The 13,119-nt window shown below is 67.8% G+C and carries 15 protein-coding genes; 3 read left to right on the forward strand and 12 right to left on the reverse strand.

Features of this window, described 5'->3' with window-relative positions:
- Window position 1: 1 nt before the first annotated feature.
- The 3 genes from NI2_RS02195 to NI2_RS02205 form a co-directional block, all read right to left on the reverse strand.
- A complete protein-coding gene (locus tag NI2_RS02195) occupies window positions 2-622 on the reverse strand; it encodes a hypothetical protein (RefSeq protein WP_067485307.1) in 621 nt (206 codons plus the stop codon).
- The gene (locus NI2_RS02200; RefSeq protein WP_243749758.1) at window positions 622-1,023 is read right to left on the reverse strand and encodes a hypothetical protein; all 402 of its coding nucleotides are present in this window, start codon (window positions 1,021-1,023) and stop codon (window positions 622-624) included. Before NI2_RS02200 ends, NI2_RS02195 begins: the two co-directional genes overlap by 1 nt.
- A 159-nt stretch (window positions 1,024-1,182) precedes the next feature.
- Entirely contained in the window at window positions 1,183-1,746 is a 564-nt protein-coding gene (locus tag NI2_RS02205; protein ID WP_067485310.1) for a CGNR zinc finger domain-containing protein, read from the reverse strand.
- A 30-nt stretch (window positions 1,747-1,776) separates the two neighbouring features.
- Between NI2_RS02205 and NI2_RS02210 the strand changes: the two genes are divergently transcribed.
- On the forward strand, window positions 1,777-2,181 hold the full coding sequence (locus NI2_RS02210; protein ID WP_067485313.1) for a RidA family protein: 405 nt from the start codon (window positions 1,777-1,779) through the stop codon (window positions 2,179-2,181).
- Between the two features lie 2 nt (window positions 2,182-2,183).
- On the opposite strand, the gene NI2_RS02215 is transcribed toward NI2_RS02210, so the two are convergent.
- The 4 genes from NI2_RS02215 to NI2_RS02230 form a co-directional block, all read right to left on the reverse strand.
- A complete protein-coding gene (locus NI2_RS02215) occupies window positions 2,184-4,325 on the reverse strand; it encodes a 5-oxoprolinase/urea amidolyase family protein (RefSeq protein ID WP_255283993.1) in 2,142 nt (713 codons plus the stop codon).
- Entirely contained in the window at window positions 4,322-4,939 is a 618-nt protein-coding gene (locus tag NI2_RS02220) for an urea amidolyase associated protein UAAP2 (RefSeq protein ID WP_067485316.1), read from the reverse strand. The genes NI2_RS02215 and NI2_RS02220 overlap by 4 nt, the downstream gene beginning before the upstream one ends.
- Complete coding sequence (locus NI2_RS02225) at window positions 4,936-5,670, reverse strand: DUF1989 domain-containing protein (protein ID WP_067485905.1); 735 nt, start codon at window positions 5,668-5,670, stop codon at window positions 4,936-4,938. The genes NI2_RS02220 and NI2_RS02225 overlap by 4 nt, the downstream gene beginning before the upstream one ends.
- Before the next feature lie 219 nt (window positions 5,671-5,889).
- Window positions 5,890-7,419, reverse strand: a complete 1,530-nt coding sequence (locus NI2_RS02230; protein WP_067485906.1) for an amino acid permease — start codon at window positions 7,417-7,419, stop codon at window positions 5,890-5,892.
- A 217-nt stretch (window positions 7,420-7,636) separates the two neighbouring features.
- Between NI2_RS02230 and NI2_RS02235 the strand changes: the two genes are divergently transcribed.
- Complete coding sequence (locus tag NI2_RS02235) at window positions 7,637-8,296, forward strand: TetR/AcrR family transcriptional regulator (protein WP_067485319.1); 660 nt, start codon at window positions 7,637-7,639, stop codon at window positions 8,294-8,296.
- Between the two features lie 35 nt (window positions 8,297-8,331).
- Here NI2_RS02235 and NI2_RS02240 read toward each other — a convergent pair whose 3' ends face one another.
- A complete protein-coding gene (locus NI2_RS02240) occupies window positions 8,332-9,153 on the reverse strand; it encodes an alpha/beta fold hydrolase (protein WP_067485321.1) in 822 nt (273 codons plus the stop codon).
- 122 nt (window positions 9,154-9,275) lie between these two features.
- Here NI2_RS02240 and NI2_RS02245 point away from each other — a divergent pair, with 122 nt between their 5' ends.
- Window positions 9,276-10,274, forward strand: coding sequence for a GlxA family transcriptional regulator (locus tag NI2_RS02245; RefSeq protein ID WP_067485324.1), 999 nt, complete (start codon window positions 9,276-9,278; stop codon window positions 10,272-10,274).
- 1 nt (window position 10,275) lies between these two features.
- Here the strand turns inward: NI2_RS02245 and NI2_RS02250 are convergent, their stop codons facing one another.
- The 4 genes from NI2_RS02250 to NI2_RS02265 are packed head-to-tail and all read right to left on the reverse strand — an operon-like array spanning window position 10,276 to window position 13,079.
- The gene (locus NI2_RS02250) at window positions 10,276-10,800 is read right to left on the reverse strand and encodes a PH domain-containing protein (RefSeq protein ID WP_067485327.1); all 525 of its coding nucleotides are present in this window, start codon (window positions 10,798-10,800) and stop codon (window positions 10,276-10,278) included.
- Window positions 10,801-10,856: 56 nt separating this feature from the next.
- The gene (locus tag NI2_RS02255; RefSeq protein ID WP_067485330.1) at window positions 10,857-11,654 is read right to left on the reverse strand and encodes a family 1 encapsulin nanocompartment shell protein; all 798 of its coding nucleotides are present in this window, start codon (window positions 11,652-11,654) and stop codon (window positions 10,857-10,859) included.
- Window positions 11,655-11,668: 14 nt separating this feature from the next.
- Entirely contained in the window at window positions 11,669-12,718 is a 1,050-nt protein-coding gene (locus NI2_RS02260; RefSeq protein WP_067485333.1) for a Dyp-type peroxidase, read from the reverse strand.
- A 34-nt stretch (window positions 12,719-12,752) separates the two neighbouring features.
- Window positions 12,753-13,079, reverse strand: coding sequence for a cupin domain-containing protein (locus tag NI2_RS02265; RefSeq protein WP_067485336.1), 327 nt, complete (start codon window positions 13,077-13,079; stop codon window positions 12,753-12,755).
- Window positions 13,080-13,119: the final 40 nt, after the last annotated feature.

Consider the following 13,119-nt stretch of genomic DNA (forward strand, 5'->3'; position numbering starts at 1 on the left):
GCTACTGCCCCCCGGCGGATTGCTTTGCTTGCTGAATTTCTGCGACCTTGGCCGCGACACCGGTATCCGGCAGGAACATGCTGCCCAAACCGCTCTGATCAGGCGTGTCACCGGACACCAGGTACTCGCCCACCTGCCCCAACGTCGAGACGTTGTCACCCATATGCGAAAACGCTTTGCCGAAAGAATCCGCGCTGTAGTCGGCTTGGGTGGCGAGATTCCAGGTGTTGTTCGACAACACCTCGCCCCAGTCCATCGCCTCGATCTCCGCTTTGCTCAGATGCGGATTCCCCGCGAGGTGGGTGAACATCTGCTTGAACGAGGTAGAGACCTGGTCGTCGATCAGGTGGTAACGACCTGCGGACAAGTCGAGAATTTCGGCGATCGCGTTACCCGACTGAACCAACGCCCGTACACCCCACGACCAGCGTTCGGCGAACGTTTCGAAGGAGGCTTGCACATTCGCCTTACCTGCCTCCATCGCCGACATCGTCAACTCCGCGAACCCGCGCCCAGTCGCAGCGGTCTCCTCGATACCGAACTCTTTGAGCTCGCTGATGATGGCGTTGATCCCGTTCGCGGCCTGGGTGAGCAGGGCCGGATCGACATTCAGATCCGACATCAGCGGCGCTCACCCTCGGGCGATGGTTCCTCCGTCACGACCGGCGGGAATACCATCGGCGCCGCACCCGACATGTCGACTGCCACACCGGTCGGCTCCTGCTGCCCCTCGGCGAACTCACGCAGACGTCGACCGAGGAAGGTGTGGAACCGGTACTCCTGATCCGCGACCACACCGCGAGCACTCATGAACCGCGCGTACTCCGGTACCCCCGTGAATGCGCACAACCACGCAACCCCGCCGGACTCCATCGTGAAGACCCGGTCTTCGGGGCCGGACAGCGGCACCAGCAGCGTCGACTCGTCGAACGCCGCCGTCAGTGCGTTCGGCACGCCGAATCCGGCGTAGAAGGCGGCGATCTCCGAACGCAGGCGCGCTGAATCGACCTCGACCATCGTCATGTCCGCTCCCGATCTCCCCTCGGACAAATCAGGCACCCACGGTAGCGAACGAACGGCGCCACCTCCACCGTGTCGCCGGTCACCGCACTCGCTGCGAAAACCTCGGGTCCAGTGCGGGCCAGGGCTTGGCGCCCTGCCGACGTGACCGATTCGCCCGGCTCAGTCGGTGGAGCGGTATTTGCGGACCTTGCTGAGGTTGCCGCAGCGGTCCATGGAGCACCAGCGGCGGCGGCCGGGGCGGGAGGCGTCGACGAACAGCAGTCCGCAGTTGTCGGAGGCGCAGATTCGGATGCGGTCGGCCAGGGGGCTCGAGAACAGGTCTATCGCGTCGCGGGCGAGTGTGGACAGGGCGGCCCGGGCGGTGGGGGCGGGGTGGGTGAGCGAGGCGTCGGCGGTCAGGTGGGGGACCAGTGGAGGGGTGCCGGCGATGGTGTTGACGGTGTCGATATCGATGGGGTGCAACGGTTTCGATTCGGCTGCGCTACGGGCGGCGCGGTCGAGCGCGGCGCGCAGGGCGCGGAAGGCTGGCAGGTCGGCATCGTCGGCGGCGATATCGGGGACGCCGAGGATCACCCCGAGCCAGTGGCCCAGATCGGCGGGGGTGTGCACGATCTCCCAGACCTCGAGCTCACCTTCACCGCCGGTGTGCACCAGGTCGAGGCAGGGACGCCCGGTCCGGAAGCGGCGGCGCACGGCGGGGGGCAGGGAATTCCGGTCTTGCATGACACTAGTTTAACCGGTTACGGTGTCGGCATGGCAGTCGCGACTTACATCAATCCCGAATCCCTCCACTCCAACCCGGCGTTCTCGCAGGTGGTGCGTGTCCCGGCCGGTGCCGATCTGATCTATGTGGGCGGTCAGAACGGCGTGGATGCCACCGGCCGTGTGGTCGGCCTCGACCTCGCCGCGCAGGTGCGCCAGGCCCTGGTCAACCTGCGGGCATGCCTGGCCGCCGCAGGCGCCGAGCCGTCCGACGTGGTCAAGTGGACGCTGCTGCTCGCCGAGGGTGCGAGCCTGCAGGAGGGCTTCGCGGCATTCGGTGCCGAGTGGGGGCACATGCCGAACCCGCCCGCGATCACTGCTGCCTTCGTCTCGAAACTGGCCGTCGAGGATGCGCTCATCGAGATCGAGGCCGTGGCCGCCGTCGTACCGCGCTGAGGTCAGTCGAGTTCGCCTGCGCTGCGCCAGGATTGGCGTTCGGCGCCGAACGCCTCGGCCTGGGTGGAACGGAAGTCCGCGATCGAGTCGGCGTTGTCGGTGAGGAAGCGCCGGTAGTCGGCAAGGCGGAATTCGCCGTCCTGCACGGCGATCTCCACCTTGCCGGCAGCGAAGTCGGCGCGTAGGTCGAGCAATTCGTCCGCTTCCACAGCGTGCCAGCGGATACGGTCGAAGTACCGGAGCAGCCACGGGGTTTCGGCTTCCTCGGCGAACCGGTCGACGCCGGGTCCGGCCGTGCCGGACGGTCTTGCCCGGTGGTTCCAGACCTGGGTGGTTCGGCCGACGAACTGGTAGCCGCCGGGGCCCTCCATACCGTAGATGCACAGGTAGGCGCCACCGATGCCGACGGCGTTTTCGGGGGTCCAGGTGCGGGCGGGGTTGTATTTGGTGGTGACCAGGCGGTGGCGGGGGTCGGTGGGGGTGGCGACGGGGGCGCCGAGGTAGACGTCGCCCAGGCCGAGCACCAGGTATTCGGCGTCGAAGACGGTGCGGTACACGTCGTCGACGGAGGCGAGTCCGTTCATGCGGCGGATGAACTCGATGTTCCACGGGCACCAGGGGGCGTCGGCGCGGACGCCGTGCATGTAGCGGGTGATCGCTTCGCGGGTGGCCGGGTCGTCCCAGGAGAGGGGGAGGTGGACGGTGCGGCTCGGGACGATTAGCTGATCCGAATTCGGCAGTTGCGTTTCGGCTTCGGCGAGCAGGTCGAGGAGCATCGGGATGGGAAGCAGGGCCGGGTCGACGCGGATCTGTAGCGACCGGATGCCGGGGGTGAGTTCGAGGACGCCGCGGGCGCCGAGGGCGATGAGGTGCTGATGCAGGGCGTGTACGCGCGCCCGTAGGCCGAGATCGAGGGTGAGGGTGCCGTATTCGACGAGGACACCGTCGTCGCCCTGGCGGCGGTAGGTCACGCTGGTTTCGTCGTCGGCTTCGGTGCGGCGCAGGATGCCGTCGTCGCCGTCGCGTCCCGCCGAGACGACCGTGCCTGTGGATGCGCGCCGCTGCGGTCCCAAAGCTTCTGCGGGAGCGGCATGTTCGGATCGGATTGCCACGAAACGAACGGTGTCGCCCGGAGTGAGCTGGCCGAGTTTCCATCGGTCGGCGGCAACCACGGTCACCGGGCAGACGAAACCGCCGAGACTCGGTCCGTCGGGGCCGAGGAGGATGGGGGTGTCACCGGTGAAGTCGAGCGCACCGATCGAGTAGGCGTTGTCGTGGATGTTCGACGGGTGCAGTCCCGCTTCGCCGCCATCGGTGCGCGCCCACTCCGGCTTCGGGCCGATCAGGCGTACACCGGTGCGGTCGGAGTTGAAGTGCACCTCGTAGTCGGTGCCGAGAATGGTGCCGAAGTCCTTGCGGGTGAAGAACTCCGGTGCGCCGTGCGGTCCTTCGGTGACGGCCAGTTCCCAGCGCTTGCCGAAGGCGGGGATGTCGGTCATGGGGACGGCGGCGGCCAGGCGGGTTCTCGGCTCGCCCAGCTCGAGCGTGTCGTCGGCGCGCAGGGCAGCACCGGTGCCGCCACCGAACTTGCCGAGGGTGAACGTCGCCGCACTGCCGAGGAACTGCTCGACCTGGATACCACCGGAAACCAGCACATAGGTGCGCATGCCGGGCCCACGGATCGCCCCGATGTCGAGCACGCCACCGGCAGGCACCTCGACCGTGCGCCATTGCTCGACCGGACGACCGTCGACCCGCACCTCGGCGACCGCTCCGGTGACACACACCCACGTCGCCGCACCGAACCGCAACGCGGGCCCGCCGAGCGTGCATTCCAGCCCGGCCGCCCCCTCGGCGTTGCCGAGCACCCGGTTACCGAGCCGGAACGAGAGGTCGTCCATCGGACCAGAGGGCGGAACCCCGATGTGCCAGTAGCCGATTCGCCCGGGCCAGTCCTGCACGGTGGTCTGCATTCCGGGCCGAACGACCTCGATCCGTCGCTGGACGGTCGGCTCGTGGTCTGCGGTGTCGGTGTCCGACGCGGGCGCCGACTTCGAGACCTGGACGGCATCGGCACCCGTGGCCGGAAAGATGGCTTCGGTCGGGGCCGCGGTGACACTGGAATCTGTGAGGGTGCGGCTCATCGGGTCACCACCATGCGGACGGGCGTGGGGTCGAAACCGTTGCACGGATTGTTGATCTGGGGGCAGTTGGAGACCAGGACCAAGGTGTCGATCTCCGCGCGCAAGGTCACCTTCTTACCCGGCGCCGACAGTCCGTCGACGATGCCGAGCGTGCCGTCCGCCTCCACGGGCACATTCATGAACCAGTTGATGTTGGACACCAGATCCCGCTTGCCGAGGCCCCATTCGAGGGCGGCGGTGAGGAAGTTCTCCACGCAGGCGTGCTGGTGGCGGGTGTGGTGGCCGTAGCGGAGGGTGTTGGATTCCTGGGAGCAGGCGCCCGCGATGGTGTCGTGGTTACCGACCTCGTCGGCGACCACGGTCATCAGCGCGGTGCCGCGTTCGGTGCGCAGCACGCTGCCGGTGGTGAGGAAGATATTGCGCTGGGCGGCGATGGTGGCCTGGGCGCTGTAGCGGTCGGTGTGGTCGGCAGCCGAGTACAGCAGGCAGTCGACGGCCTGGTTGCCGTGCAGGTCGATGATCTCGAGTTGCTCACCGGCCCGGACGATCGCCGACCACGGCGCCCGCGCCGGAACAGTCTCGTCCAGGACGACGGTGCGGGTGGACGTTGTCATGCCGGAACCTCCGTGTGTTGTGCGGCCGCCCACGCGACCTCGGTGTTCTCCACTGCCCGCCGGTACTCGGGGTCGTCGTTCGGTGAGTCGAAAGCCTCTGCGGCCCAGGCGACCAGATCGAGGTCGCCGGTAGGGCGATCGTCGAGCGGGTGGGCCGCATTGGCGACCAGCAGGGTCACCGGCAGATGCACGAACAGGTCGATCGCCCCGCCCGCCGGACCGTTGCCGGTCGCCGCGAGGGCACCGTCGGCCCCCACTCGCACCCCACGGAACAAGGCGATCGACGGCCCGACATCGCGCGGCTCGAGCCCCTGCTTGGCCGCGGCCAAGTGCAGCTGGTGGCGGGCTTCGCCGGTCGGACCGCACAGGGTGTCGTGGTGCCCGGAGGTGTCGGTGAGCACGGTGGCCAGCACGCGCCCCTGATCCGACAACAGTGGATGACCGGCACTCAGATACGCCTGCCACGGGACCTTCACGGTGTCGGCGACATTCAAGCGCTCCCAAGGCGATTCGGCGCGCAGCAGGAAAAGATGCGCACACGTTGCCCCGGAGGGGTCGGACAAGCGAACCCTGGTCCCGCGGCCGAGGACGACATTCGCATAGCCCCCGGACGGAATACGCAACGCCAGAGTCGGTTCGACGCCCGGTGATATCTCCGGGCGGGCAATCGTGGCAGCCGCAGCCTGAGCCCGCGCGTGGGCTCGCGCGCCGTCGGTCGATCCGGTCGCTATCGCGATTTCCTCGGTAAGGACGGGAGTGGGCGCGGTGTCCTGGCCCCGCGCGGCGTCTGCGGATGGGGTAGCCGTCATCAGGATCTCCTCCGTACATACAGGCCGAGACTTCTCGGCAAAACGGTTGATGGACTGGGTGATTCGTCGACCTCTGCACCGCAGCGTCCGGGTTGTGGCGGCCACCAGGCAGGGCTGAGGTGGTGATCTCGATCCACGCGCTCAGGCGGGAGCTGGTGCGACCGCCGGTTCGACCGCCTCGGATTTGGTGACCACGACTCGGTACACCACCGCGCCGACGGCGAGGATCACACCGACCGACAGCGGTCCCGCCCACAACTGCCACCAGCTACCACCGGCGGGCGTGTACACCTCGGGTCGCGGCCAGGCCAGGTTGATCACCATCGCGATGCCCCACACCACCGCCAGCGCGTTGACCGGAACGCCCCAGCGGCCGAGGGTGAACAGCGTCGCGTCATCGGGGGCGGGCAAACCCTTGATCCGCCGCACCAGCAGCGGCACCGTGACCAGCAGATACGCCAGATACAGGCTCACGATGCACACACTGGCCAGCGTGGCGAAGATGGCCGGGTTGCCCAGGTTCAGCACCAGCAGCCCGATGCCGAGCGCGCCGATCACCACGGCGGGCCACACGGGCGTACCGAACCTCGGATGCACGGTGGAAAGGGCCTTGGCGAAGGGCAGCTTGCCGTCACGTGCCATCGAGAACATCAACCGCGAACCGGCCGTCTGAATCGCGAGCGTGCACACGACCACCGCCACCGCGACACAGCCGAGCAGCACCGACCCGGCGGGACTGTCGAGCTTGGCCATGATGACGTAAGCCAATCCGCCGGAAGCCAACTCGCCGTCGGTGAGGCTCGGCGCCGCCATCAGCGCGCCCAGCAGCATGAGCCCACCGCCGAGCGCCGACACCGACAGCGCGAGCAGAATCGTGCGCGGGGCGACCCGGCGCGGATTCTTCGTCTCCTCGGAAAGCTCACCGGCGGAATCGAATCCGACCATCACGTACGCCGCCATCAGGCCCGAGATCAGGAACGCCGCCCAGAACGGACCGGGCGCGGCCTGATCGGTCTGCAACACCACGGCCGGACCGCGTTCGGAGCCCGCGAAGAACAGCCCGATGATGGCGAGCACACCGACGATCTCGATGGTGACCCCGATCGAGTTGATCCGCGCCATCAGATCGATCCCGATCACATTGATCGTGGTGGTGACCACCAGCAGCACGCTGCCCAGCAGCACCGCGTTCATCGCGCCGTCGCGTGAAGTGAGCGCGGTGTCGGAGCCGATGATCTGGAAGCCGCTCCAGATGGTGGGCAACACCACCTGCAGGGCGATGGCGGCGGCCGCCGCGGTGACCACCTGGGCGATCACCATCATCCAGCCGGCGAACCAGCCGACGAGGCCACCGGCCAACCGGCGCGACCACTGATAGATGCAGCCCGAGATCGGATACCGCGCGGCGAGCTCGGCGAAGTTCAGGGCGACGAGGAACTGCCCGGCGAAAACCAGCGGCCACGTCCAGAAGAACGCGGCACCGCCGAACGAATAGCCGAAACCGAAGAACTGGAAGATGGTGGTGAGGATGGAGACGAACGAGAAGCCCGCGGCGAAGGACGCGTAGCGGCCGAGCTTGCGGTGCAGGACGGGTTCGTAGCCGAACTGGGCGAGGTCGGCGCCGTCGCGCGCGGCGTCGGGCAGGGCTGGGGTGGCGAGCGTCGTGGCCATATCGGAGTCCTTCGGCGGTGCGGCCAATATCTATCAGTCGATAGTTTTGCGCTCGCGATCGCTCGAACGGTGTCGTGCGTGTATCGACTCCGAGGCGTGCCGTAACTTCTGTGTTGCCTACGTTTCTGTCGAATGACAGAAATTGAACGGTCCCGCATCGCACCTGGTGAGGTGCCCATTGCGGGAGTGGTGACGCACCGGTGACACAATCGACGACGTGGCAAACCTCGGACCCGGGCGTCCCCGGCTGGAACAGCGCCGTCGGCGCGGGACGACGCCGCGCGCGGAAATCCTCGACGCCGCGGCGGAGCTGTTCACCACCAAGGGGTATGCCAACACCTCCACTCGCGCGGTCGCCGACGCGGTCGGGATCCGGCAGGCCTCGCTGTATCACCACTTCGCGGCCAAGGACGACATCCTCGACGCACTGCTCGCCGAAACCGTGGCGGGCCCGGTGGAATTGGCGCACAAGCTACACGCCGAGCCCGAGGACGCCACGACCAAGCTCTACGCGCTCGCCCTGTTCGATGTGCGCCAATTGCGCGGCGCGCGCTGGAATCTCGGCGCCCTGTATCTGCTGCCGGAACTGCGCACCGAACGTTTCGTCGCCTTCCGTCGCCGCCGCGACGAACTGCGCGAACACTACGAGCGTCTCGCCGCCGAATCCTGTGCTGCGGCAGGGCAATCCGACGATGCGCGGAGTCTGCCGTTCCGGTTGGTCGAGACGGTGATCGCGATCAGGTCCGACGAAGGGGCCGCGGGCGAGGAGGCCGAGCGCGTCATCCCGGACGCTATCCTGCGCATCGTCGGTCACCAGGGTGCGATGGATGCAGTGCGAGCCGCCGCCGACGCCTTGCTCGACCGCCTGTCGGACTGAGTGACCGGCGCGGCACGAGGCCGCGCCGGGAACTCTCAGCCCTTGATGAACGCGAGGATGTCGCTGATCAGCTCCTGCTGGTAGGCACCGAAGATGCCGTGCGGCGCACCGGGGTACACCTTCAGCGTGCCGTCCTTCACCAGCTCGATCGACTTGTGCGCCGAGTTCGCGATCGGCACGATCTGATCGTCGTCGCCGTGCGCGATGAGGATCGGTACCTCGAGTGCCCGCAGGTCCTCGGTGAAATCGGTCGCCGAGAACGCGGCAACGCATTCGTAGGCGGCCTGGATGCCCGCGAGCATGCCCTGCCGCCAGAAGTCGTCCATGGCGCCCTTGGACACGGCGGCACCCTCGCGGTTGAAGCCGAAGAACGATGGGGCCAGCTCCTGGTAGAAGTTGGACCGGTCGGCCAGCACCCCGGCGCGGATGTTGTCGAACACCGACATGGGCAGACCGTCGGGGTAGGCCTCGGTGGCCACCATGATCGGCGGCACCGCGCCGATGGTGACGACCTTGGCGACCCGCTCTCGGCCGTGGCGCGCCGCGTAGCGCACGGCCTCGCCGCCACCGGTCGAATGCCCGACGACGATCACATCGCGCAGATCGAGCGATTCGACGAGTTCGGCGAGGTCACGCGCGTAGGTGTCCATGTCGTTGCCCTGCCACGGCTGCGAGGAGCGGCCGTGTCCGCGCCGGTCGTGGGCGATGACGCGAAAACCGGCGTCGGCGAGGGTCTTCCGCTCGAGCGCCCAGGCGTCGGAGCTCAGCGGCCAGCCGTGGCTGAAGACGATGGGCTGCCCGGTGCCCCAGTCGGAGAAGTAGATCTCGGTGCCGTCGGATGTCGTGAAGTAGGACATGGCGATCCTGTCGAACGAGGTGGATGGATAGGTTGCTCATAGTTGTCGAGCGCAGGTGGGGCTGTCGCCTACCGGAACGGCCGCGAATCCCGCTATTTCGGACGAACAGTAGATTTGTGGCTATGTCTGCAGCCCCGGATCGCCCACGCCACAACGCATCTACTGGGACACGGCGTATCGGGTTTCTCCTGTTCGACGGGGTGAAGGCGCTCGACTACGTCGGCCCGGCCGAGGTGTTCGTCGAGGCGAATCAGTTCGCCGATGCCTATGAGATCGTGCTGCTCTCACCCACCGGTGCGCCCGTGCAGACCTCGGTCGGCGGGGGAGTTGCTGTGGACGGGGCGGCCGCCGATGTGCTGGCGCTCGACACGCTGGTCGTGCCGGGCAGCGAGGTGCGCCCGGCCCAGTTCGTCCGTCCTGAACTACTCGACGCCGCGCGCGGCCTCGCCGCGCGGAGCAGGCGGGTGGTGTCGATCTGCAGCGGTGCCTTCGTCCTCGCCGAACTTGGGCTGCTGGACGGGCGCGGCGCGACGACGCACTGGAAGTTCGCCCCCGAGCTGGCCCGCCGGTATCCGCGCGTGGAGGTGCTGGCGGATCGGATCTTCGTCCGCGAGGCCGATATCGCGACTTCGGCCGGCGTCGCCGCGGGCATCGACCTCGCGCTGGCGCTGGTCGCCGAGGACCTCGGCAGCGCCGTGGCCCGTCGGGTCGCCCAGGGTCTGCTGGTCTACCTCCAGCGATCCGGCGGGCAGGCACAGTTCTCGACCCCGTTGCGCGCGGTGGCGCTACCGCCGGGCCCGGTGCGCGCGGTGACGGACCTGATCGCCGAGGACCCGTCACGACGGCACAGCGTGCAGGAACTCGCCCGCCACGTGAACGTGAGCCCACGCCACCTCACCCGGCTCTTCACCGAGGAGGTCGGGCTCAGCCCGGCCGAATACGCGGCGAACATGCGCTTCGATCTGGCCCGCGCCCAGCTCGAGGCGGGCAGTTCGGTGCGACGGGCCGCCGCCGACGCGGGCTTCACCAGCCCCGAGGCGCTGCGGCGCACCTTCATCGCACGGCTCGGTGTGTCGCCGTCGGATTACCGGCGGCGGTTCACCTCGGGGCTCAGCGCCTGAGTCAGCGGGAGGTCGGCGGGGCGATCTGCCAGTGCTCGTTGAGGGCGGCGGCGATCTCGGGCAGCACGGTGATCGGAATCCGCTTGGCGCGCAGCATCTCCCGGATCTCGTTCACCTGTTCCCGCTTGCGCATGTCGTAGGCGCCCGAGACCGGGCCCATGACCGGTGGGATCGAGAGCAGTACGAGTTCGTCGCCGTTCTCGGTGAGGTCCAGGGCCAGTGCCCAGCGGCCGCGCTCGTCGAGGGTGAACCGCCCGGCCACCACCCGGTCCCACGGCACCGTGGCCGACCGGAACGGGGTCCGCACGTAGATGCCGTGCTCGGTGAGCTCGACGACATCGCGGACGAACAGCGCGACACCCACCGCCACGCCGCCGACGGCGCCGACCAGCAGGCCGGTCACCACCCGGTTGGCGCCGAACATCGCCACCATCAGCCCGGCGATCCCGATGGTGACCAGCAGCCCGATCAGGCAGTAGAACAGGCTCCTGCTCGCGGGCACGACCCCGGCACGCACGTCGGCCATGCGGACCTCCCTCTCACGATTCGTGGCCAACCCTAGCGCCGGTCACGCGATCGGGCTCACGACCCGAGCGATACCGCCGCTTCGGAGGTCTCGACCAGGAAGGTGAAGGTTTCCTGGAAGTACAACTGGACGGTGTCGGCGTCGTGGCTGAGGTAACCGATCGACAGGTCCTGACCGATGGCCAGTTCGAAGTCGCCGCCGCGGGTGGTGAGGGCGAAACCGCCGGTGATGGCCGGTGCCCAGATGATCTCGCCGTCGATGAGGCGCTCGATGTGGGTGCGGATCGGGTGGCCGTGGTCGGAGGTTTCGCTGACCTTGGTGTAGAGGTCGGCGCTGAGCAGCACCGAGTAGGGGCCCTGGACACCGGCCAGGCGCAGCCCGGTGAGGGCACGCGAGATGGCGTCGGGGATGTCGACCACATTGCTCGGCAGCGTGATCGGGGTGCAGGAGGCGGCGGCGCGGATGCCGGTGATGCCCGCGGCGGCGTAGCCCTCGAAGATCGCGCGGTCTTCGGCGAAGGCGATCTTCTGGGCGGCGTCTTTGAGGTTGTCGAGGTCGGCATCGGGGGCGCCGCGTTCGATGTCGTCGAGTTCGGAGCGCTGCAACGTGAAGGGCACCCGGAGTTCCACGAGCGGCTGCACCACGCGCTGGTGTGCTTGTACACCGTCGTCGGGGGAGTCGATCGGGGTGAGCCTGCCGCGGTTGAGCGCCGAGTAGCCGACGCCGTGCGGGCCCGAGACATCGACGACCCGGCGTCCGGCGATATTGCGCTTGAACGTGCGGGTGGCCTCCTCCTCGATCTCGGCCCAGGCCTCGTCGGTGATCGGCGCGAGTTCGCGATGCAGGTTGTTCATTCGGATACTCCTTCTCATCGAGTTTTCATCGAGCCGATGGCGAGGGCGCCGTCGGAACCCGCTGCGGAGGTATTTGCCCGTTCCACCGGAATTATCTCGGGCAATGGTCCGGATTCCGCCTCGTCGGCGATGTTCGCGGGCGCGTCGGGCAGATCGTCGAGGAAATCGACGGTCGGGGTGAAGAACAGGGTGCCGGTGACCGCGACGGAGAAGTCGAGGATGCGGTCGTAGGCGGCTTCCTCGGTGCCGAGAAACATGCGCTCGAGCATTCGCTCGGTGACACTCGGGGTGGCGGCGTAGGCGACGTAGTAGGTGCCGAACTCGCCGTCGGCGACCGAGCCGAAAGGCATGTTGGCGCGGACGATCTGGCGTTCGGTGCCGTCGTCGTCGACGATGGTGTTCACCGCCACATGCGAATCGGCGGGCTTCACATCGTCGGGCAGTTCGTAGTCGCCGAGCTTGGTGCGCCCGATCACCCGCTCCTGCTCCTCGATCGACAGGGCGTTCCACTGGTCGAGCGGGTGGGTGTACTTCTGCACGATCACGTAACTGCCCCCGGTGAATTCGGGGTCCTCGGCACCGATCAGGGCAGCGGCGGCCGCGGCACCACCCTCCGGGTTCTCCGTGCCGTCGACGAAGCCGAGCAGGTCGCGCTGTTCGAAGTAGCGGAACCCGACCACCTCGTCGATGACCGTCGCCGCGCCACGCAGCCGTTCGGCGATCACCATGCCCAATTCGAAGCACGGGCCCTGGGTTTCGGCGCGGATGTGGAAAAGCAGGTCGCCGGGGGTGGCGGGCGCGCTGTGTACCGGACCGTTGTATCCCGGGAACTCGTGCAGCTCAGCCGGTTTGGGCCCGGCGAACAGGCGGTCCCACGCGGCGGAACCGATCGAGGTGATGCAACTCAGGCCCTCGCCGGGCACCCGGAATCCGACCGATCGCCGTAAACCGTTGATATCGGCGAGCACATCGCGCACCACCGATTCGCCGCCCTCGTCGATGGTGACGACGAGGAAGAGCGCGGCAGGCGACAGTGGATCGAGAATCGGTTGTGGCTCACCCATGGCGTCCAGAGTACGACGCCGTACCGACAGGTACTTATTTGGCGACGGTGAGCAGGAAGGTCACGTCGTCGATGGCTTTGACGCTGTGACGGGCGCGCGGAACCACGATCAGATCGCCTGCCGAGCCCTTCCACTCGTCGGTGCCCGCGATCAGTACGAGCGTGCCGGTGAGGACCTGGATCGTCGCGTCGCCGGCATTGTCGTGTTCGGCCAGGCTCTGCCCTTCGGCCAGCGCGACGACGGTCTGGCGCAGGGCGTGGGTGTGGCCGCCGATGAGGGTTTGCGAACTCCGACCACTCGTCGAGGTGGCCGCCAGCTTCAGCTGTTGACGGGCCACCGCGGTCAGCGATTTCTTGTCCATGGGAACGCGCCTTTCGCAGGCTTCTCGCGGGCAGGTCTTC

This window comes from Nocardia ignorata NBRC 108230 (genome assembly GCF_001612905.1).
GTDB lineage: Bacteria > Actinomycetota > Actinomycetes > Mycobacteriales > Mycobacteriaceae > Nocardia > Nocardia ignorata.

What these genes read in the sequence shown, in the direction of transcription:
- NI2_RS02195 (WP_067485307.1), bottom strand. Translation starts at nt 622, where the DNA reads ATGTCGGATCTGAATGTCGATCCGGCCCTGCTCACCCAGGCCGCGAAC.
- NI2_RS02200 (WP_243749758.1), bottom strand. Translation starts at nt 1,023, where the DNA reads ATGACGATGGTCGAGGTCGATTCAGCGCGCCTGCGTTCGGAGATCGCC.
- NI2_RS02205 (WP_067485310.1), bottom strand. Translation starts at nt 1,746, where the DNA reads ATGCAAGACCGGAATTCCCTGCCCCCCGCCGTGCGCCGCCGCTTCCGG.
- NI2_RS02210 (WP_067485313.1), top strand. Translation starts at nt 1,777, where the DNA reads ATGGCAGTCGCGACTTACATCAATCCCGAATCCCTCCACTCCAACCCG.
- NI2_RS02215 (WP_255283993.1), bottom strand. Translation starts at nt 4,325, where the DNA reads ATGAGCCGCACCCTCACAGATTCCAGTGTCACCGCGGCCCCGACCGAA.
- NI2_RS02220 (WP_067485316.1), bottom strand. Translation starts at nt 4,939, where the DNA reads ATGACAACGTCCACCCGCACCGTCGTCCTGGACGAGACTGTTCCGGCG.
- NI2_RS02230 (WP_067485906.1), bottom strand. Translation starts at nt 7,419, where the DNA reads ATGGCCACGACGCTCGCCACCCCAGCCCTGCCCGACGCCGCGCGCGAC.
- NI2_RS02240 (WP_067485321.1), bottom strand. Translation starts at nt 9,153, where the DNA reads ATGTCCTACTTCACGACATCCGACGGCACCGAGATCTACTTCTCCGAC.
- NI2_RS02245 (WP_067485324.1), top strand. Translation starts at nt 9,276, where the DNA reads ATGTCTGCAGCCCCGGATCGCCCACGCCACAACGCATCTACTGGGACA.
- NI2_RS02250 (WP_067485327.1), bottom strand. Translation starts at nt 10,800, where the DNA reads ATGGCCGACGTGCGTGCCGGGGTCGTGCCCGCGAGCAGGAGCCTGTTC.
- NI2_RS02255 (WP_067485330.1), bottom strand. Translation starts at nt 11,654, where the DNA reads ATGAACAACCTGCATCGCGAACTCGCGCCGATCACCGACGAGGCCTGG.
- NI2_RS02260 (WP_067485333.1), bottom strand. Translation starts at nt 12,718, where the DNA reads ATGGGTGAGCCACAACCGATTCTCGATCCACTGTCGCCTGCCGCGCTC.
- NI2_RS02265 (WP_067485336.1), bottom strand. Translation starts at nt 13,079, where the DNA reads ATGGACAAGAAATCGCTGACCGCGGTGGCCCGTCAACAGCTGAAGCTG.